This window comes from Gaetbulibacter jejuensis, from assembly GCF_039524015.1.
Classification (GTDB): domain Bacteria; phylum Bacteroidota; class Bacteroidia; order Flavobacteriales; family Flavobacteriaceae; genus Gaetbulibacter_B; species Gaetbulibacter_B jejuensis.
Genome location: NZ_BAAAGF010000001.1, coordinates 244,431 through 266,556 on the forward strand (window position 1 = coordinate 244,431; position 22,126 = coordinate 266,556).

11 protein-coding genes are annotated in these 22,126 nt (G+C 35.9%); 4 read left to right on the forward strand and 7 right to left on the reverse strand.

The annotated features are described in order from the left end of the window. The first annotated feature begins 5 nt into the window (after nt 1-5). Complete coding sequence (locus ABD011_RS01070; RefSeq protein WP_131508624.1) at nt 6-452, forward strand: hypothetical protein; 447 nt, start codon at nt 6-8, stop codon at nt 450-452. Between the two features lie 54 nt (nt 453-506). Here the strand turns inward: ABD011_RS01070 and ABD011_RS01075 are convergent, their stop codons facing one another. Beyond that, nucleotides 507-1,565 carry an endonuclease/exonuclease/phosphatase family protein gene (locus tag ABD011_RS01075; RefSeq protein ID WP_134200503.1) on the reverse strand — a complete coding sequence of 353 codons (1,059 nt, stop codon included), beginning with the start codon at nt 1,563-1,565 and terminating at the stop codon, nt 507-509. Between the two features lie 138 nt (nt 1,566-1,703). Here ABD011_RS01075 and ABD011_RS01080 point away from each other — a divergent pair, with 138 nt between their 5' ends. From ABD011_RS01080 to ABD011_RS01090, 3 genes are all read left to right on the forward strand, one after another. Then, a complete protein-coding gene (locus tag ABD011_RS01080; RefSeq protein ID WP_129760808.1) occupies nt 1,704-4,472 on the forward strand; it encodes a carboxypeptidase regulatory-like domain-containing protein in 2,769 nt (922 codons plus the stop codon). A 35-nt stretch (nt 4,473-4,507) separates the two neighbouring features. After that, complete coding sequence (locus tag ABD011_RS01085) at nt 4,508-5,890, forward strand: DUF5689 domain-containing protein (protein ID WP_134200499.1); 1,383 nt, start codon at nt 4,508-4,510, stop codon at nt 5,888-5,890. Nucleotides 5,891-5,954: 64 nt separating this feature from the next. Next, the gene (locus ABD011_RS01090; RefSeq protein ID WP_129760806.1) at nt 5,955-6,332 is read left to right on the forward strand and encodes a hypothetical protein; all 378 of its coding nucleotides are present in this window, start codon (nt 5,955-5,957) and stop codon (nt 6,330-6,332) included. Nucleotides 6,333-6,386: 54 nt separating this feature from the next. Here ABD011_RS01090 and ABD011_RS01095 read toward each other — a convergent pair whose 3' ends face one another. Genes ABD011_RS01095 through ABD011_RS01120 form a run of 6 tightly spaced genes read right to left on the reverse strand, consistent with a single transcriptional unit; the run spans nt 6,387 to nt 21,984 of the window. Further along, nucleotides 6,387-8,294, reverse strand: a complete 1,908-nt coding sequence (locus tag ABD011_RS01095; protein WP_262733578.1) for an OmpA family protein — start codon at nt 8,292-8,294, stop codon at nt 6,387-6,389. A 20-nt stretch (nt 8,295-8,314) separates the two neighbouring features. Then, on the reverse strand, nt 8,315-9,220 hold the full coding sequence (locus ABD011_RS01100) for a PorP/SprF family type IX secretion system membrane protein (RefSeq protein ID WP_131506506.1): 906 nt from the start codon (nt 9,218-9,220) through the stop codon (nt 8,315-8,317). Between the two features lie 25 nt (nt 9,221-9,245). Continuing rightward, nucleotides 9,246-13,532: a choice-of-anchor L domain-containing protein gene (locus ABD011_RS01105; protein WP_343795151.1), complete on the reverse strand. Its 4,287-nt coding sequence runs from the start codon at nt 13,530-13,532 to the stop codon at nt 9,246-9,248. Nucleotides 13,533-13,578: 46 nt separating this feature from the next. Further along, nucleotides 13,579-15,486, reverse strand: a complete 1,908-nt coding sequence (locus tag ABD011_RS01110) for an OmpA family protein (RefSeq protein WP_262733578.1) — start codon at nt 15,484-15,486, stop codon at nt 13,579-13,581. A gap of 20 nt (nt 15,487-15,506) precedes the next feature. Continuing rightward, the gene (locus tag ABD011_RS01115; protein ID WP_343795152.1) at nt 15,507-16,412 is read right to left on the reverse strand and encodes a PorP/SprF family type IX secretion system membrane protein; all 906 of its coding nucleotides are present in this window, start codon (nt 16,410-16,412) and stop codon (nt 15,507-15,509) included. Nucleotides 16,413-16,437: 25 nt separating this feature from the next. Then, on the reverse strand, nt 16,438-21,984 hold the full coding sequence (locus tag ABD011_RS01120) for a T9SS type B sorting domain-containing protein (protein ID WP_343795153.1): 5,547 nt from the start codon (nt 21,982-21,984) through the stop codon (nt 16,438-16,440). Nucleotides 21,985-22,126: the final 142 nt, after the last annotated feature.

The window sequence follows — 22,126 nt, forward strand, 5'->3', positions numbered from 1 at the left end:
TAACTATGTACGATACTATTAAATTTTTACATTCCTATTGGGCTTACTTGGTGCTTTTGGTTTTAATCATTGCTACTGTTAATGCTCTTGTTAAGTTTTTTGGCAACAAAGAATTTCAAGCCTTTGATTTTAGAGTTTCATTATTCACTCTTATTACTTCTCATATACAGCTCTTATTAGGGTTAATATTCTTTTTTGTATCTGATTATATGGCTTTGATTAGTGATATGGGAATGAATAGTATCATGGGAAATGATGATTTACGTTCTAAAATTATTGAGCATCCTTTTGCGATGATTATTGCTGTTGTACTTATTACAATTGGCTATTCCAAACATAAAAAGAAATTAACTTCTAAACCTAAGTTTAAACTTTTGGCTATATTTTATACTATTGCGTTAGCATTTGTATTGTATATGATACCATGGAAAATTTGGTTGGGTATAGCTTAAATAAAAAAAGCGCAAATAAATATTTGCGCTTTTTTTATTTGAAGAAAATTCTTCTTATTCTTTTACTTCTTTAATGACATAAACATATACTGGAAAGTGGTCACTAAAGCCATCGGTAAATCCACCATCTGCAAAACTTCTTAATGGATATCCTTTATAACGTCCATATTTATTAGTTAAGTAGTTTTTGTTAAAAATACCTGCTTTGTACATTCTAAATGAATCGTAATCTTTTTCAATTAAAGGTTTAGTAACCAAAATTTGGTCAAATAAACTCCATGCATCTCTATATGCTGTTGTTCCTAAGCCATCTTTCTTGAAAAAATCTTCATAAGGGTTATAAATTCCTTTAAGTTTTACTTTGTCTTTATTGTTTTCAGCCTTAAGAACCTTTTTTACACTTTCATTGGTAGGATCGTCATTTAAATCGCCCATGATGAATATTTTAGCATAAGGATCGATAGACTGAAGCGAATCTACAATACGCTTACTAAGTTTAGCTGCTGCAACACGCTTTGGTCTACTACGTGCTTCTCCACCACTACGAGAAGGCCAGTGATTAACCACAACATGCACTAACTCTCCATCTAATTCTCCACTCACTAAAAGTTGATCTCTAGTATACACACGCTTTCTACTAATATCATCATAGAGTTTCAACTCGTGAGAACTTGTGCTTATTGGTCTGAATAACTTTTTTTGATACAATAAAGCAACGTCAATTCCTCTAGCATCTGGTGAATGGTAATGAATAATACCATAGTCTTTATCTAATAATTGAGGATCGTTAACAACATCTTCAAGTACATCTCTGTTTTCAATTTCAGAAACACCAATAATAGCTGGAGCGTTTCCTGTAACATCTGCACCAATTTCAGAAATTACTCTCGCCATATTTTTAACCTTTTTCTCATAAACCTCTTGTCTGTTAGCGCTCATTTCCATAATTGGACTCGCCTCGTCAAACTTTAATGGGTCATTAATGGTATCGAATAAATTTTCTAAATTGTAAAAAGCAACTGTGTGAATTTTAAATTTCTTTTTCTCTTGCGCATTAGCGGTAAAAAAAGATGCTACAAGTAGTAATGCAGCACAAATTTTCAAGTATTTCATTTATAGCTATGTTATGTTATCATTAATATGAGTACAAAACTCAGGCCAAAAGTATATATTTATTATAAATAATGTAAATTTGCACGCCTTAAATAATAATTATTTAATGTAGACAAGACAATTAACTTAAAATTTAGTATGAAAAAAAGTTTATTAATTTTTCTATTTGGAATTTTTTCATCTCTTACAATGTATGCTCAAAGCACAATTGTAAAAGGTAGTGTTAAAGATGCAGTAACATCTGAACCAATTCCTGGTGTAACGATTACAATAGAAGAAACACAACAAACAACTACTACAGATGCTCTTGGTGAGTTTACATTTTCTTCAAACGTGCCACTAGGTGAGCAAGTTTTAAGAATTTCAAAAAATGGATATACTACTAAAAGATATCCTATTGTAGTAAATGAAGGAAGAACAGTAAATATTACAGACATGACATTAGATATTGATGTCTCTGACTCTGTTGATTTATTTACTATCACTCTTTCTGACGATGAGTTAAACGATGATACCAGTGCTGCCGACAACATTTCTGGTCTTTTACAATCATCGCAAGACATCTTTCAGCGTACTGCTGCCTTTGAATTTAGTTCTTCTTTCTTTAGAGTAAGAGGTTTAGATTCTGAAAACGGTTCCATATTACTTAATGGAATTGAAATGAACAAAGTTTTTGACGGAAGACCACAATGGAGTAATTGGGGTGGACTTAATGACGTGTTACGTAACCAAGAATTAACTACTGGTTTAACACCTTCTGCTTACAACTTTGGTGGTGTTTTAGGAACTACTAATATTAATTTAAGAGCTTCTAGCTACAGAAAAGGTGCTCGTATTACATATTCATCTTCAAATAGAAGTTATACTAACCGTTTAATGGCTAGTTATGCTTCTGGTTTAGTAAAAGGTGGTTGGGCTTACACTTTTATGGTAGGAAGACGTTGGGGAAATGAAGGTTTCCAAGATGCAACACTATATGATGCTAATTCATTTTTTGCTTCTATAGAGAAAAAAATAAATGACAAGCACAGCATAAACTTTACTTCAATTTATGCGCCTAACAGAAGAGGAAAATCTTCTCCTAACACACAAGAAATTTATGACTTAAAAGGAATTAAGTATAATGAATATTGGGGTTATTTAGATGGTGAAAAGCGTAACTCTCGTGTAAAAGAAGTTGAAGAACCAATTTTAATGTTAAACCACTATTGGGATATTAGCAGCAAAACATCTTTAAACACAAATGTTGCTTACCAATTTGGTAAATTAGGAAATAGTAGATTAGATTTCTCAGGTGGAGCTAACCCAAGTCCTGCTTATTACCAAAAACTACCAAGTTACTTTTTAGCAGATAATGATGGTCCTGATTATGCAGGTGCTTATACAGCTGAACAAGAATTTATTAACGATGGTCAGTTAGACTGGAACAGAATTATAGACGCCAACCTTACCAATAATATTAATGGTGATAATGCTGCTTATGTTTTATATGAAGACAGAAGTGACGACAAGCAGATTACAGCTAATACTATTTTAAGCTCTGAGCTTTCTCAAAATATATTATTAAATGCTTCTGTTAATTACAGAAAATTAAAATCAGAAAATTTTGGTGAAATCATTGATGTTTTAGGTTCTACTGTTGGAGCTTTAAACGTAGATGCTTTTGATGGTTATCAATTTGATGCTCAAAACCCTGACCGAAGTGTAGGTGAAGGAGACAAGTTTAGATATAACTATAACTTACATGCCGATATCGTTTCAGGTTATGCTCAAGCACAATTTAAATACAACAAAGTTGATTTTTATGTTGCTGGTAGCTTAACAAGCACACAATACCAAAGAGAAGGTCTTTGGGAACACAGTAGATTTGCTGGAGACGGTTCATACGGTAAAGGTGAAAAACTATCATTTACTGGTTTTGGTGCTAAAGGTGGATTTACTTATAAAATTACAGGTAAACACTTATTTGATGTTAACGCTGGTTACATTACAAGAGCACCTTCTTTAAGAAACACGTACTCTAACTCAAGAGAAAACCACAATATCGTAAGAGGTATTGAAGAAGAAAAAGTAACCTCAGTTGATGCAAGCTATATTTTTAGATCTCCAATTGTAAAAGCTAGACTTACAGGTTTCTATTCAAAAATAGAAGATGCTAACGAAGTATCTTTTTACTATGCTGATGGTTTAAGTGGTTTTGATATTCAGGATAACGAAACTTCTGCTTTTGTTCAAGAAGTATTACAAGGTATAGATAAAAGACATATAGGAGCAGAGTTTGGTATTGAAGCGCAAGTAACACCTACAATTAAGTTAAAAGGTGCTGCTTCAGTAGGACAATACACATACGATAACAATCCTAATTTATACTTAACATCAGCTAGTTTCACTTCAGAAGATGGTTCAATCTCTTACGGAGAAGCTAACTTAAAAGATTATAAAATTGCTGGAGGACCACAACGTGCTGCTTCAATTGGTTTTGAATATCGTGATCCAGACTACTGGTGGTTTGGTGCAACAGCAAACTTTTTCTCAAACGCATACTTAGATATTAATCCATTAACAAGAACTGAAAATTTCTATTTAGATGCTGATGGATTACCATTTAATGACTATGATGAAGCTATTGCTACTGAGTTATTAAAACAAGAAGAATTTGACGATTATATGGTAGTTAACCTTATAGGAGGAAAATCTTGGAAAATTGACGATTACTACATTGGTTTCTTTGCAAGTGTAGGTAACCTATTGGACAAAGAGTACAAAACTGGAGGTTTTGAACAAGGTAGAAACGCTAATTATAGAGAGCTTAGAGACGACACTGCAAACCCAAAAAGAGTGTTTGGACCAAAATATTGGTACGGTCGTGGTACTAACTACTTTGTAAATGTGTATTTTAGATTCTAGAAAAAGAAAAATTAAATAAAATTAATTAACAAATTATGAAAACAAACAAATTATTAACGTACGCATTAAGCTTAATGGTATTATTTACTATTACTTCATGTGTAGAAGATGACGACTTTACTATTCCTAGTAATTTAGGAACTGAAGAAAACTTAGGTCTTCAACGTATTTTAGATTCTGTAGCTATGTCAGACAACTGGTCAATGATGAGTATTGCAGATGTAAAAAACTTATATAATGGAGCACCTACTGCAATAGAATCTAATATTGTTGTTAAAGGTTATGTATCTTCTTCAGATTTAACAGGAAATTTCTATAAAGAGTTTTACATGCAAGATGCACCTGAAAACCCTACAGCAGCAATAGGTATACTTTTAAATCAAGTTGATTCATACAATCAATTTAATAAGGGTAGAGAAGTTTATGTTTCTTTAAATGGATTATACATTGGAGAAAACTCTAACGAACTTTTAAGTATTGGATTAGAAGATGGTGATGAAGTAACTGAAATAACAGCTGCTATGGTACCTGACTATGTTTTTAGATCTGATGTTACTGAAACCATTGTTCCTTTAGTTGTAGATCCTTCAGACATTAACTCTTCACACTTAGGAATGTTTGTGTCGTTAGAAAACATGCAGTTTTTAAGTGATTTAGAAGGTAGACCATTTGTTGATCCTTATGATGATTTTGATACACAAAGAGCAATGTCTAGTTGTGAATCAGGTTATGAATTTGATGTATTTACTAGCTCATTTGCAAGTTTTTCTGACTTACCTGTTCCAACTGAATTCAGAGGAACTATATCAGGAGTTGTTTACCAAACTTACGGAGGAGATGAAATAGTATTAAGCCTTAATGATACTAGTGATATTGACTTTAACGATCAACGTTGCGATCCTGTTTTTGAAGAAGGATTTGGTTCGGCAATCGATAATACTGAACTTAATATTGATGGTTGGATTAACTATGCTGAAGCTGGTAGTGTAGTTTGGACTGAGCAAGTATATTCTGGAAACGGTTATGCTGAGCTTAATCCTTATAACTCTGGAGACTCTTCTAATATTGCTTGGTTAATCACTCCAGGGATTGATATGGATGCTCAAACAGGTGAAACATTTACTTTTGCAACTGAGCATGCTTATCCTGATGCAGGTCATGACCCTTTAGAAGTACTAATCTCAACTGATTTTGATGGTACTGAAGATGGAGTAACAACTGCAACTTGGACAACTTTAACAGTAAACAAAAGTTATATTGTAGATTTTGATACATGGTTTACTTGGGTAAGCTCTGGTTCTGTAGATCTTTCTTCTTATACAGGAACAGCTTATATAGCGTTTAGATATACAGGAAGTGATACATCAAACCAAAACATGACATTACATGTTGATAATGTAAAAATATCTGTAGATTAATTAAGCTAGATAACTTATTAAAAACCTGCTAAAATTATTTAGCAGGTTTTTTTATATTTAATAAATGACAACCTTTGATACTTTATTCTTTTCCTTTTTTAATCAAATAAAAAAAAGGTATAAACAGCGTTCAAACACAATTAGTGTTGCCTACATTTCTTTAGTACAATGTTCATTAGTATTGCTTTTAGGTATTTTCTTTTCTGAATTCTTAGCTCAAATGAAAGTAAATACTATGTCATCCTCTAAAGCTTGGACACTTTTTATCTTAGTTTCAATAGCACTTTATTTTAGAAATTGGATGTACTATAGTGGTAAAAAACGAAAAATTCTTAATACTAAAACAAAGAGTAACAATCCTCAATATAGTATTGTCTCTTTAATACTTTTACCAATTGTAACCATAGCTATTGCCATACTATTTCTGGTAAAAATCTCATAAAAAAAGCTCTATCTTTTACGATAGAGCTTTTTTTATTTTTTACTTAAAGCAATATTACATAGGTCCACCACTAACGATGATGAAGTCCGACCTTCTGTTCATCTGGTGTTGTTCCTCTGTACATCCTGAACCACAGTCTTCCTTAGGCTCACTCTCTCCTTTTCCTGATCCTGTTATTCTTGATCTGTCTATCCCTTTAGAGACTACATAAGATACTGTTGTCTTTGCTCTCCTGTCCGATAAGGCCATGTTGTATGATGCTGATCCTCTACTGTCTGTATGTGACGATACTGAGATAACCATCTCTGGATACTTTTGCATCACCTGTACCAACTTATCCAACTCAAATGCTGCTTGTGAGGTAATGTTAGACTTGTCAAAATCAAAATAAATTGGGTCTAAGTTTACTCTGTCCACTGCCACTATCTCTTCTATTGGATCCAGTGCTATAGCTACTGCTACTTCTTCTTCCTCTGAGCCTTCTACTGTTACTCTTTTACTCTCATATCCGTCCATAGACACCTCAAGGGCTGAACCTTCTCCGCACTCTACAATGAACTCTACAGTACCGTCCGAATCGGTTACTTTTGACAATACTTTATTCCCCTTACTATCATACATCGTTACTGATGCTGCGTTAATTGGGTTACCTGTCTTTGAATCGGTTACTGTTCCTGTGATAAGTACATCACATAATGGTTGTAGTTTCTTAATAGCATAAATATCATCGCTTCCTACTCCGCCTTCTCTGTTTGATGAGACAAAGCCTTCTCCGCTTTCTTCATCTAATCTAAATGCAAAGTCATCAGCATTACTATTGATTGGCACTCCTATGTTTCTAACTGGTGCCATCTTACCGTCTATCTCCTTGGTATGGAATACATCTAGGTTTCCTAAGCCCAAGTGACCGTTTGATGAGAAGTACAGCGTTCCATTACTGCTTATATAAGGAAACATCTCTTGTCCTTGCGTGTTTACCTTCTGTCCTAGGTTCTCTGCTTCTCCTAATGTACCATCATCGTTGATGCTTGCCTTGTAGATATCAAAAAGACCATAGCCACCTGGCATATTAGATGCAAAGTATAATGTCTTTCCGTCTGCGCTTACTGATGGGTTTTTTACCGAGTAGTTCTCACTGTTGATTGCAAAGCCTTCTACATTGCTCCACTTATCCCCTTCTTTAGTTGCTTTGAACAATTGCAGTACACTGTATCTGTTTTTGGTGATAGAATCTTTCTCGTACATCTTCTCAAAGAAACTTTCTCTTGAAAAGTACATCGTGTTTCCATCTGGTGAAAATGATACTACTCCTTCATGATACTTTGTGTTTACTTTATCTTCTACTAATGCTGCTGCTAGATAAGTTCCATCTGCATTCTTTGACATTTCATAAATATCTAAAAATGGTTCTTCGTTCCATCCATAGGTTCTACGTGAGGTGTTTCTTGCTGATGTAATGTACAGCTTACCATCTTGTAGCGTTCCTCCAAAGTCAGAATACTTGCTGTTAAAGCCCATATTTTGGATATTGAACTTCTTGCCTTTTTCTAATATCTTTGGTAGATAGTCTGGATTTTTCTTATAAGCAATGGCTCTATCATCACTTGGACGCATCTCTGCAAATCTAGCCATTTGTACATTGGACGCTTCGTACTTCCCATTGGCCTTAAGCATTTGAGAATACTTAAAAATCATCTCTGGGTTGTCACTGCTCTCCAGTGCCTTGGCGTACCAGCGTTCTGCTTCCTCTGTATTGAATACATTGTAATAAGACTCGGCTAATTGACCGTATACATAACTGTCGCCTTTTCCGTCTTCTACTAACTTTGAATATTCTTCTGCTGCCTCAACAAACTCAAACCTGTTGAAGTGCTTGTCTGCTCTCTTGGTGTCCTTGTTCTGAGCTGTTACACTTAATCCACTCAGCAAGGTTATCAATAAATATTTTTGTATGTTTTTCATCTTTGGTTTGGCTTGAATGGTTAGAAATATCTTGGTGATCGTGATACCTTCTTAGGGAAGTTAAGGTCAAACAATAACATAAACTCATGCGATGCTGGTGCATACCTCTTTATATCTGAAGTAACACTATCATAAGCATAACCTATACGTAGCGATGGGGTAATCGCAAAATTGATAAGCCCTGAAAATGAATCATCAAGCCTATAAGAGGCTCCTATCTCGAACTTATCATAAAACAACGCATTTAAGTTTACATCAAAAGAGGTTGGTGCATCAAAGGCTGACTTCACCAAAAACGATGGCTTCAACTTGGTATTTTGTGATAAGTCAAACACATATCCTCCTGTTATGAAGTAATGGCTAACTTCTGAGCCTAACTCAAAACCATTGGCATCAAGGTGTACCGAATTTAAAATATTCGGTACAGATACTGCCAAATAGTAATGGTCTGTATAATAAAATGCTCCTGCGCCTATGTTTGGTGTCACACTGTTGATGTTCTCCGAGAAGAAAGGATCGTTGGGATCCACTACATCAAGACCTGTGAGTCCTATATCATGAAACGTTGCGCCTGCCTTAACACCAAACGCCAAGCGGTGTTCGCCTCCTAATCGAAGTGTATACGAGAAATCCGCATAAGCATTGGTCTCGTTTACTGGTCCTATGTTATCTGATATAATCGATAACCCTAATCCTACTTTCTCGCCTACGGGAAGGTGACCAAAGAATGTTCCTGTCTTTGGTGCTCCTTCTAATCCTGTCCACTGCGTACGGTACAGTAAACCAAAACTTAGATTCTCCCTTGAGCCTGCATAAGCTGGGTTAATGACATTCATATTATACATGTACTGTGTGTACTGTGGATCCTGCTGCCCGAAGACCTGAAAGCCTACGAGCGTTAGTATTAGTATTGTGAGTCTTTTCATGTTCTTAGATTAATTTCGGTTAGTCTTATTTGTTGATGTATACCCAAGCACTACGCTTCTTTGCTCCATTCTCATAGATCATCGTATAGAAGTAAGTACCTACTGGTAACTCATCTCCACTATTGCTCTGTCCATACCACTCATTTGTGTAGTTATCTTTAGAATATACTAATACACCATTACGGTTGAATATCTCTAATCGTGTTACACCATAACTACTTAAATCAAATGTGTCATTCTGTCCTGGACTTACTCCTGGGGAAATACCCTCTGGTATTACACAACTCTCTAATTCAACGATATCAATACCTGCTATATAACTACATGTTGTTGTATTATTAATAACTTCAATCTCATAATATCCAGCAATCAATACTGGTATAGTTAATCCGTTTTCACCATCAATAAGACCTCCATCTTGATACCAATTAATTGTTACTTCAGATTCTTGATAGTTTTCAGGAATTGCTGTTATTTCAATTGGTATTGTTGCGTTAGGGCAAACCTCATAATTAACATCTGTTGGGAAAGATGTAAATAATGGATCTTCAACAACTAAATTAAGACTAGTAGTAGAGTAACACTGTGTTGTATTATTTGTTACTCTCACATAAACTGTTTGCGGGTCTGACACATTAGTATAAGGACTTGTTAACTCACCTACATTATCAATAGCATCTTGTTCAGTTAAATGATAAGATATTGTAAAATCATCTGGGTTTTGACCTTCAGCTAAAACTTCAGTATCAGCTTCATATAAATAAAACTCTCCAAAACCTGATTCATCACAAGCAATTAAATCGGAAGGAGTACTTTCAACTTCAGGGTTTGGTAAAAACTCGATTACAATTGTATCAGAAATGATACATTGAGGGGAGAAAATAATTTGAGTTGTATATTCTCCAGCTTCAGTTACCTCTAATATAGAAGTTGTTGCTCCTTCAATTAAAAATCCGTCTTTATACCAAACGTGATCTACTTGAGGTGCTTGAGTGTCTAAAACAACAGGCTGCCCATCACAAACTGCAGTTCCAGCATCAATTGTTATATCAACACCTAAGTCTACTTCTCCAATATCAAAACTACCTGCTTTAAGGAATACTCCAGAATCTAAAGCAGAATCAGTTGCGTCAGCAATAACAAGTTTAATATGGTAGGTTTCACCAATATTAACTGCAGACTGAGCAGTAAATACGTTTGTTCTACCATCAAAAGATATTGGTGGTAAGTTATTAGGTGTGTATCCTCCAAAATACTGTTCGTTAATAGCTGGACAACCAGGATTTTCTGGGTGAATATTAGTTACTAAAATAGGTGTATTAGTTCCTGGTAATACAGCTAGGTTAGTAGTAATTCCATTCTCATCAGTTAATAAGAAGGCAAATGCATCTGAATATGTACACTCAAAGGTTCCTCCTGTGCTTCCATTATATTCTTCGGATGCCATAATGAAATCAAAACTAATTTCATCGTTTAGAGGCACGAAATCAAATTCTATAATAGACGCATTATTAGAAGTAATTCCTACTGTATCATTTAAATCAGCATCTCCTAACCAAGCATTAGTACCATCACTCATAGCATTATCATTAGGTCCTCTAGCTTTACTAGCATCTCCAGATGTTAATAAAATTCCGTTTTCAAATGGGAATCCATCACTTTCTCTATAGAAGTATCCGATACCATTTGTTTGACCGAAATCAGTTCCCGTTGAATATGTAATGTTTGATACTTGAGCACAAGGGCTATCAATTAAAATATCAAGAACTAATTCTTCAATAGTATAAGTTGTTTGGTCAACTACTATATTACCTGGGGAAGGTCTTATACATAGATCAAAAGTTGTTGTATTATCTTCTCCATCAAACGAGAATACTCTTACATAATATGTATTACCAACAACTAAGTTTGTTACCGCTCCAGCAGTTTCAGTTGTACAATATAATTCAGTTAAATTATCACATGTTCCTTCGTAAACACCAAAATCTAAATTGAATGTTCCTCCAGCGATGTTTGCTAGAGAAATAATTTGTGCTTCACTATTAGCAGTAAACTCAAACCATACATCATCATGTGGGTTTCCAGCACATGTTCCAGATGGCACGCCAGAATCTGTTGCTGCTAGTACTGTACCTGGTGTAACTAATGTGCAGGAATCATCTGTATTAACTGAAGCAACTGTTGCATTACATGGATTGTCATTGTCTGGTGGACAAGCTAATTGCTGTATTGCAGGACTATTAATTACACAGTTCCCATCTTGATCGTTACTTATTGTTACTATTACATCTTGTAAGAAAGGGAATGGTCCAATTTGATAGGTTCCTTCAGCATTAGCTGGAACTGTATCAGCATTTATATTGTTTGATATTGTTAATGATGTTGCATCACCCATAGAGGTAACATTTACATCAATTAAAAACTGATCTCCATTATCACAATCATCAACTATAGCATACGTAGCTTGCGGATTAATACATGTAGCACAACTAACAGTTATATCAAGTGGTGTGTAACCTTCAGTTTCACAACTAAATACACCATCAGCAGTTACTGTAAATGATATTGTATCTCCTAAAGATTGATAGTTTACTCCAGAAACATCCCCATTATTTCCATAAAAATCTGGTGGTGTTAACTCGGTTCCATCAGTATCATAAATATGTAATTCATCCCAACCATTTTCTACTTGTCCTGAGTTAATTACAAAATTAAGCGGTGTTCCGTCACTACTAGTAAAAGTAAATACGTTGGTATCGTTATTTTCATAACAATACACAAAGTTTACTGGACCAGCTGTACAGTCTACTACATAATCCAAGCAAATTTCTTGGGTTAAACTTGGGCTTAAAAGAGCACAATTGGCATCATCGTCATTAACAACAGAAATTTCAACTCCTGTGTTATTAGCAAATGGTCCAAAAGTATATATACCTGTGGCATCAACATTTTGAGGTGTGCTACCTTGGTTATCACTTATTGTAATTGTTCCTGCCGATCCTAAATCGGTTAAATTTACATCAACAAAAAATTGTGGTCCATTAATACAATCACTAACTACTTCATAAGTCGCCACTGGATCTACACAAGTGTTTTCTGTAATTGTTAATGTGTAAGGAGTACTTTGAGGTGATGGCCATGTTGAAATTACTATATAATAGGTTGTTCCTCCAGTAACAGAGAAGTTATCAATTAACATATCTCCTCCGGCAAATCCATTTACAGCTCCTGTTTCACATTGTGTTCCTATGTTGGCACAATCTGTATATACAAAAATACCTGTATACGTACCAATTCCTGACAATTCAATATCAATTGAAGTATCAACTGCTGGTGTATATGAATATACTACATCATCTCCTCCTAAATAACCAAAACCTACACCACAATCGTCTCCAGGTCCTCCAGTATAATCATCTCCATAATTAGAAGTGTCATCTGTTGTTACATAAGGTAATGGAGTGGTTACCATTATTGGATTACTACATGTTTCTCCAGGTCCACTAATTCTATAAACAAATGGTCCTGCCCAGATACTAAACCCATCTGCACCACAATCTGCCCTAACATAAAACTCATAATCAGTACCTTCGGTTAAATCTGTTATTTGTAAACTGTTAGTCCCTACAGAAACTCCTGAATCGGCTTCAGTTGGCACTGGTCCTCCTGCAACTTGATTAATAACTTCCCATGCATCTTCGGTTCCTCCTTCAATCCAACTTAAATCAACTGTTGTTGCATTAACTAATGCATCTAAACCTGAAGGATTATTACATGTAGAATTATAAACATGTACATTATCTATCATCCAATACCAAGCCCAAACATCTCCATCATCATAGTAAAACCTAATTTGCATATTAGCATTTGCATAGGCTGTAATATCTATATGTTGTTCATCTGGTGTAGCAAAAGTTCCTACGTCTGCTGTTTGGTTTAATACTTCTACCCATGCAGAACCGTCATAAACTTCTACAATAGCAGCATCTCCACCAATACTATTAAAGTACTGCTGGAAATCTAAAAACAGTCCTGTTGCTGCTGAACTATCAAAAACAGGTGAGGTCAATGTCTCTTGAAGCAACGTTCCATTTCCGTTAGCATCACTGTCTACAATAGCTCCATTTGAACCATCTAAACTGTTAAAACCTCCCTGTAATCCAGATACCCAAGAATCTCCTGTTGCAGCTCCTCCATCTGTAATTGTCCAGGTTGCTGGTATTTCTGTATCAAAATTTTCTTGCAAATAAGTCTGCGACTGCATTGACAAGCAAATAATGAAAAACGAAACAAATAATGTAATTTTTCTCATTAGGCTAGTGTTTTATATTAGTTAAGCTTTATTTTTCAAAGCAATATTACATAGGTCCACCACTAACGATGATGAAGTCCGACCTTCTGTTCATCTGGTGTTGTTCCTCTGTACATCCTGAACCACAGTCTTCCTTAGGCTCACTCTCTCCTTTTCCTGATCCTGTTATTCTTGATCTGTCTATCCCTTTAGAGACTACATAAGATACTGTTGTCTTTGCTCTCCTGTCCGATAAGGCCATGTTGTATGATGCTGATCCTCTACTGTCTGTATGTGACGATACTGAGATAACCATCTCTGGATACTTTTGCATCACCTGTACCAACTTATCCAACTCAAATGCTGCTTGTGAGGTAATGTTAGACTTGTCAAAATCAAAATAAATTGGGTCTAAGTTTACTCTGTCCACTGCCACTATCTCTTCTATTGGATCCAGTGCTATAGCTACTGCTACTTCTTCTTCCTCTGAGCCTTCTACTGTTACTCTTTTACTCTCATATCCGTCCATAGACACCTCAAGGGCTGAACCTTCTCCGCACTCTACAATGAACTCTACAGTACCGTCCGAATCGGTTACTTTTGACAATACTTTATTCCCCTTACTATCATACATCGTTACTGATGCTGCGTTAATTGGGTTACCTGTCTTTGAATCGGTTACTGTTCCTGTGATAAGTACATCACATAATGGTTGTAGTTTCTTAATAGCATAAATATCATCGCTTCCTACTCCGCCTTCTCTGTTTGATGAGACAAAGCCTTCTCCGCTTTCTTCATCTAATCTAAATGCAAAGTCATCAGCATTACTATTGATTGGCACTCCTATGTTTCTAACTGGTGCCATCTTACCGTCTATCTCCTTGGTATGGAATACATCTAGGTTTCCTAAGCCCAAGTGACCGTTTGATGAGAAGTACAGCGTTCCATTACTGCTTATATAAGGAAACATCTCTTGTCCTTGCGTGTTTACCTTCTGTCCTAGGTTCTCTGCTTCTCCTAATGTACCATCATCGTTGATGCTTGCCTTGTAGATATCAAAAAGACCATAGCCACCTGGCATATTAGATGCAAAGTATAATGTCTTTCCGTCTGCGCTTACTGATGGGTTTTTTACCGAGTAGTTCTCACTGTTGATTGCAAAGCCTTCTACATTGCTCCACTTATCCCCTTCTTTAGTTGCTTTGAACAATTGCAGTACACTGTATCTGTTTTTGGTGATAGAATCTTTCTCGTACATCTTCTCAAAGAAACTTTCTCTTGAAAAGTACATCGTGTTTCCATCTGGTGAAAATGATACTACTCCTTCATGATACTTTGTGTTTACTTTATCTTCTACTAATGCTGCTGCTAGATAAGTTCCATCTGCATTCTTTGACATTTCATAAATATCTAAAAATGGTTCTTCGTTCCATCCATAGGTTCTACGTGAGGTGTTTCTTGCTGATGTAATGTACAGCTTACCATCTTGTAGCGTTCCTCCAAAGTCAGAATACTTGCTGTTAAAGCCCATATTTTGGATATTGAACTTCTTGCCTTTTTCTAATATCTTTGGTAGATAGTCTGGATTTTTCTTATAAGCAATGGCTCTATCATCACTTGGACGCATCTCTGCAAATCTAGCCATTTGTACATTGGACGCTTCGTACTTCCCATTGGCCTTAAGCATTTGAGAATACTTAAAAATCATCTCTGGGTTGTCACTGCTCTCCAGTGCCTTGGCGTACCAGCGTTCTGCTTCCTCTGTATTGAATACATTGTAATAAGACTCGGCTAATTGACCGTATACATAACTGTCGCCTTTTCCGTCTTCTACTAACTTTGAATATTCTTCTGCTGCCTCAACAAACTCAAACCTGTTGAAGTGCTTGTCTGCTCTCTTGGTGTCCTTGTTCTGAGCTGTTACACTTAATCCACTCAGCAAGGTTATCAATAAATATTTTTGTATGTTTTTCATCTTTGGTTTGGCTTGAATGGTTAGAAATATCTTGGTGATCGTGATACCTTCTTAGGGAAGTTAAGGTCAAACAATAACATAAACTCATGCGATGCTGGTGCATACCTCTTTATATCTGAAGTAACACTATCATAAGCATAACCTATACGTAGCGATGGGGTAATCGCAAAATTGATAAGCCCTGAAAATGAATCATCAAGCCTATAAGAGGCTCCTATCTCGAACTTATCATAAAACAACGCATTTAAGTTTACATCAAAAGAGGTTGGTGCATCAAAGGCTGACTTCACCAAAAACGATGGCTTCAACTTGGTATTTTGTGATAAGTCAAACACATATCCTCCTGTTATGAAGTAATGGCTAACTTCTGAGCCTAACTCAAAACCATTGGCATCAAGGTGTACCGAATTTAAAATATTCGGTACAGATACTGCCAAATAGTAATGGTCTGTATAATAAAATGCTCCTGCGCCTATGTTTGGTGTCACACTGTTGATGTTCTCCGAGAAGAAAGGATCGTTGGGATCCACTACATCAAGACCTGTGAGTCCTATATCATGAAACGTTGCGCCTGCCTTAACACCAAACGCCAAGCGGTGTTCGCCTCCTAATCGAAGTGTATACGAGAAATCCGCATAAGCATTGGTCTCGTTTACTGGTCCTATGTTATCTGATATAATCGATAACCCTAATCCTACTTTCTCGCCTACGGGAAGGTGACCAAAGAATGTTCCTGTCTTTGGTGCTCCTTCTAATCCTGTCCACTGCGTACGATACAGTAAACCAAAACTTAGATTCTCCCTTGAGCCTGCATAAGCTGGGTTAATGACGTTCATATTATACATGTACTGTGTGTACTGTGGATCCTGCTGCCCAAAGACCTGAAAGCCTATGAGCGTTAGTATTAGTATTGTGAGTCTTTTCATGTTCTTAGATTAATTTCGGTTAGTCTTATTTGTTGATGTATACCCAAGCACTACGCTTCTTTGCTCCATTCTCATAGATCATCGTATAGAAGTAAGTACCTACTGGTAACTCATCTCCACTATTGCTCTGTCCATACCACTCATTTGTGTAGTTATCTTTAGAATATACTAATACACCATTACGGTTGAATATCTCTAATCGTGTTACACCATAACTACTTAAATCAAATGTGTCGTTCTGTCCTGGACTTACTCCTGGGGAAATACCCTCCGGTATTACACAACTCTCTAATTCTATAACTGTTTCTGATACTTCGTAAGTACAACTAGAATCGTTATAAGTAATAATTGCTGTATAAAGACCTTGTGTTAAAACAGGTAAGGTTAATCCTGTTTCGCCACTAATAAGACCTCCATCTTGATACCATTCAACAGTAACATCTGACTCAGAATACCCTTGAGGGATTAATGCTATTTCTATTGGAACTGTTGCGTTAGGGCAAACCTCATAATCAACATCTGCCGTGTTAAATGTTGCAACAGGAATAGGAAGCACAATTAAATTTACACTAGTAGTAGAGTAGCAGTCAAATGCTGAATTGCTTTCAACTCTTACATAAATAGTTTGAGAGTCACTTGTGTAAAGTGAAGAAGTATCTATAGCATTTTGACCTGCTTCAGCATCTGCTTCAGTTTCATGATAAGTAACTGTAAACTCCGTTGGGTCTTGACCATTTAATATATCAGCATCATAAGCTGCTAAATCGAAATCCTCAATACCATCACCTGAATTATCATCACATGCTTCTATATCTATACTTGTTGCTGTTGGTGTTGGTCCTGATATTATTAAATCAAAACTTGTTGTCGCAAAACAGAAAGAAGCATCTGGATTTGCATCTTCTACTCTTACATAAATAGTTTGCGGGTTAGATATGTTAGTGTATGGAGATGTTAAAGCGCCTGTATCAGTTTGAGCATCAGTAAGCGTCAAGTGATACGTTACATTAAATAAACTAGGATCTTGAGCTCCTAATATTCCTGCAGTTTGCATTTCTAAATCAAAGTCTTCGATTTCGTCTCCTGAAGCATCATCACATGTTACAATATCATCTACAGGGTTAGCAACAGGCTCTAATCCGAAAATAACGGTTACTTGATCTTGAGCTTGTGCATCACATTGGTCATCATAAGCAATAACAGTATAAGTACAAGACTCAGTAACTGTTAAAACAGAAGATTCTTCTCCCTCTATTATGAATCCATCACAATACCACTCATATCTATCAGCAAATGGAGAGTCTGCAACTAAATCGTAAGAAGGGAAACCACAGAAACTTTGATCTGGTCCTAAATCTACTTCTATTTCAGCTGTTACGTTACCGTCTCCATCATCTCCTCCATTAGTTTGACTAATTGAGATTGTTCCTGGATCGTCAGAGAAATTAGTAACTAGTAATATGTATATTTCTCCTGTTTGAGCATTATCAATTGTTAAGTTTTCTACTGAAACAAAAGAGTAACTACAATCAACTATATTACCAAATGGGTAAAAGTCAGGGTTACTTGTATTGTTTGGGCAAGAAGGACAATCTTCAAAAGCTATTTCAGTACAAGAATCTGCAACTGATTCAAATGGTCCCCAAAGTACAAAGTCTACATCAATACCATTACCATTATCATCTACTTGAGAAATTTCAATTTCTATTAATCCTGGATCTCCAATTTGAATGATGTTCCATGTAGGGTTTGGTGCAGATCCTAAACATGCAATATCGTTAGGGTCTGGAATTCCTATAATATTTGAAGTTACTAATGCTCCTCCTTCTTGACAGAAGTTTTCAGCATTTTCACAGATTATATTTGTTGGTGCATCTTTAATACATAAATCGAAAGTACTTGTTTCTCCTACAGAACCTCCTGAGAATACTCTAATATAGTATGTGTTTCCTACAACTAATTCAGGTGTTACACTTGCTGTGTCTGCTGAACAATATAACTCGGTTAAACCGTCACATGTTCCTTCATAAAGTCCATGATCTAAGTTTGTAGTTCCTCCTGTGATATTTGTAATTGAAATCAGCTGAACTTCGTTTAATGCTGTAAATTGGAACCAAACATCATCGTCTGGGTCACCACCACATTCGCCATCTGGAACTCCAGAAGGTGTTGCTTCTATTATAGTTCCTGCTGTTACTAAATCACATGAATTGTCCTCATTCACACTAGCCACTATAGCATTACATGGGTTGTCGTTTTCAGGCGGACAAGCCAATAACTGAATTGGTGAGCTATTAATTACACAATTAACATCATCATCACTACTTACAGTTACCACAACATCAACTAAGAAAGGGAATGGTCCAATTTGGTAAATTCCTTCTGAAGGTACTGAAACAGTTGTTGCATCAATGTTATTACTAATAGTTAACGAGTTAGCGTCTCCTAAAGATGTTACGTTAACATCAATTAAAAACTGATCACCATTATCACAATCATCAACTACTTGATAGGTTGCTTGAGGATTGATACATGTTGCACAAGCAACTGTTACATCAAATGGTGTGTAACCATTGTTCTCACAACTTACTGAAAAATCAGAATTAATGTACCATGATATTGTATCTCCAGAAGATTGGAATGTCAATCCTGCTGGGTTTGGTGTATTTTGGTTGTATAGTATTGTTCCATCTGAATCTATTACAACTAATTCGTCACAACAACCTTCCATTTGACCATCATTAAATGTAATGTTAAGAGGCAAACCATTTGAACTTGTATAGGTAAATGTTGCTACTGACGGGTCGTCATCTATGTCATTAAAGTAACAGAATGTTGTGTTTACTGGTCCTAAGTCACAGTCAACAATATTATCTAAACAATATTCTTCTGTTAAACTGTTACTTACTAATGTACAATTTGCATCATCATCGTTTGCAACTGTCATAATAACTGGTGTACTATGCGCATATGGACCAAAAGTATAAACTCCTACTGCATCAACTGTTTGTGGCGTACCACCTTGGTCGTCACTAATTGTAATTGTTCCTGCTGAACCTAAACTAGTTAAATCAACTTCTACTAAAAATTGATTTCCATTAGTACAATCGCTAACCGTTGAAAAAGTAGCTTCTGCATTCTCACAAGTTGCACAAGCAACTGTTACATCAAATGGTGTGTAACCATTGTTCTCACAACTTACTGAACCATCTGAGTTAATGTACCATGATATTGTATCTCCAGAAGATTGGAATGTCAATCCTGCTGGGTTTGGTGTATTTTGGTTGTATAGTATTGTTCCATCTGAATCTATTACAACTAATTCATCACAACAACCTTCCATTTGACCTGCGTTTATAGTTAGGTTCAATTGGCTACCATCTGTACTTGTATAACTAAAAGTTGCTACTGATGGATCGTCGTCAATATTATTAAAGTAACAGAATGTTGTATTTACTGGTCCTACTGCACAATCTACTATATTGTCTAAACAATAGTTCTCAGTTAAACTAGCACTTACCAATGTACAGTTTGAATCATCATCATTTGCTGCTGTCATAATAACTGGTGTACCATGCGCATATGGACCAAAAGTATAAACTCCTAAAGCATCAACTGTTTGTGGTGTACTACCTTGATCGTCACTAATTGTAATTGTTCCTGCTGAACCTAAACTAGTTAAATCAACTTCTACTAAAAATTGATTTCCATTAGCACAATCGCTAACCGTTGAAAAAGTAGCTTCTGGATTTTCACAAGTTGCACAAGCAACTGTTACATCAAATGGTGTGTAACCATTGTTCTCACAACTTACTGAACCATCTGAGTTAATGTACCATGATATTGTATCTCCAGAAGATTGGAATGTCAATCCTGCTGGGTTTGGTGTGTTTTGGTTGTATAATATTGTTCCATCTGAATCTATTACAACTAATTCATCACAACAACCTTCCATTTGACCTGCGTTTATAGTCAGGTTCAATTGGCTACCATCTGTACTTGTATAACTAAAAGTTGCTACTGATGGATCGTCGTCTATATTATTAAAGTAACAGAATGTTGTATTTACTGGTCCTACAGCACAATCTACGATATTGTCTAAACAATAGTTCTCTGTTAAACTGGCACTTACCAATGTACAGTTTGAATCATCATCGTTTGCTGCTGTCATGATAACTGGTGTACCGTGTGCATATGGACCAAAAGTATAAACTCCTACAGCATCAACTGTTTGTGGTGTACTACCTTGGTCGTCACTAATTGTAATTGTCCCTGCTGAACCTAAACTAGTTAAATCAACTTCTACTAAAAATTGATCACCATTAGCACAATCGCTAACCGTTGAAAATATTGCCTCAGCGTCTACACAAGTGTTTTCAGTAATTGTTAATGTATAAGGTGTACTTTGAGGCGATGGCCATGTTGAAATTACTATATAATAGGTTGTTCCACTTGTAACAGTGTAATTATCTATCAGCATATCTCCTCCGGCAAATCCATTTACAGCTCCTGTTTCACATTGCGAACCTATGTTAGCACAATCTGTATATACAAAGATACCTGTATAAGTACCTACACCTGATAATGCAATATCAATTGAAGTATCAACTGCTGGTGTATATGAATACACAACATCGTCTCCTCCTAAATATCCTGAAGTTGAACCACAGTTAGCTCCTGGTCCTCCAGTGTAATCATCTCCATAATTAGAAGTATCATCTGTTGTTACATAAGGTAATGGTGTGGCTACCATTATTGGGTTGCTACAAATAGAACCTGCTGGTGGCTCTTCTCTAGTTGTAAAACTTAACTCAGCACATCCTTGAGCATCTCCATTAGAATTATATGGTGTTACATTAACAAAATACTCAGTACTATAAGCTAACGGAGTGCTTGGTGTATAAGTTAACACGTTTCCTAAATCTAGGTCATTTACAATATCGACACCTCCTGTAGATGTTCCAATGGAAATTCTATATCCTGTTGCTCCACCAGTAGCTTGAGTCCAATTGATAGCTGTATCTTCAAGTACATCAATCGAATCGTCAACTGGAGTGGTAAAAGTAGAACAAGATGGAGGGTCTACTAATTCTACAGCATTAAACGCTGTAACGTCAAAATCTAAGTCATTTGGTGATCCCCATTGCCCAATTGCAATGTAAACGGTTTCACCTGCTCCAACATTTGCTAAAACTGTCTGAGACACATTACCTGTTGTTGAACTTGCAGATGCTAAACACCCTTCTAGAGCAGTACCGTTACAATCAGAAAAGATACCAATACCGTTCCAACCATTTCTGGTAAAAATAGTCATAGATATTTCTTCATCGTTAGCTCCAGCGGTATACCCAAAAAGGTACACGTCGTCATCCCAATAGAATGCATTTGAAGTACATGAATCTGGATTTGGGTCATTCCAATCTTCAATTCCAGCTGTTCCTGGTGTAGTTATCCCGTCAGCTGTATAACCATCGGTTATCATAATAGGGGAATCGCAGCTAAATTGCGCTATTGATGTTTGGCAAAATGCCAACAAAAAGCTTAAACTTAGCCAAATAGTAATTTTTTTCATTTGGTTTTAGCAGTTAATAATTGAACAAATTATTTTATATAATCTCAAGATATTGATTGTTAATACCTTAATACTATGTTTATAAAAATTAATCTGGGGTTATAAACAATCATAGTATTTAAGCAATACCTGATAAGCTACC

Excerpts from the sequence above, each read along its gene's own strand:
- ABD011_RS01070 (WP_131508624.1), top strand. The coding sequence starts at position 6 with ATGTACGATACTATTAAATTTTTACATTCCTATTGGGCTTACTTGGTG.
- ABD011_RS01075 (WP_134200503.1), bottom strand. The coding sequence starts at position 1,565 with ATGAAATACTTGAAAATTTGTGCTGCATTACTACTTGTAGCATCTTTT.
- ABD011_RS01080 (WP_129760808.1), top strand. The coding sequence starts at position 1,704 with ATGAAAAAAAGTTTATTAATTTTTCTATTTGGAATTTTTTCATCTCTT.
- ABD011_RS01085 (WP_134200499.1), top strand. The coding sequence starts at position 4,508 with ATGAAAACAAACAAATTATTAACGTACGCATTAAGCTTAATGGTATTA.
- ABD011_RS01090 (WP_129760806.1), top strand. The coding sequence starts at position 5,955 with ATGACAACCTTTGATACTTTATTCTTTTCCTTTTTTAATCAAATAAAA.
- ABD011_RS01095 (WP_262733578.1), bottom strand. The coding sequence starts at position 8,294 with ATGAAAAACATACAAAAATATTTATTGATAACCTTGCTGAGTGGATTA.
- ABD011_RS01100 (WP_131506506.1), bottom strand. The coding sequence starts at position 9,220 with ATGAAAAGACTCACAATACTAATACTAACGCTCGTAGGCTTTCAGGTC.
- ABD011_RS01105 (WP_343795151.1), bottom strand. The coding sequence starts at position 13,532 with ATGAGAAAAATTACATTATTTGTTTCGTTTTTCATTATTTGCTTGTCA.
- ABD011_RS01110 (WP_262733578.1), bottom strand. The coding sequence starts at position 15,486 with ATGAAAAACATACAAAAATATTTATTGATAACCTTGCTGAGTGGATTA.
- ABD011_RS01115 (WP_343795152.1), bottom strand. The coding sequence starts at position 16,412 with ATGAAAAGACTCACAATACTAATACTAACGCTCATAGGCTTTCAGGTC.
- ABD011_RS01120 (WP_343795153.1), bottom strand. The coding sequence starts at position 21,984 with ATGAAAAAAATTACTATTTGGCTAAGTTTAAGCTTTTTGTTGGCATTT.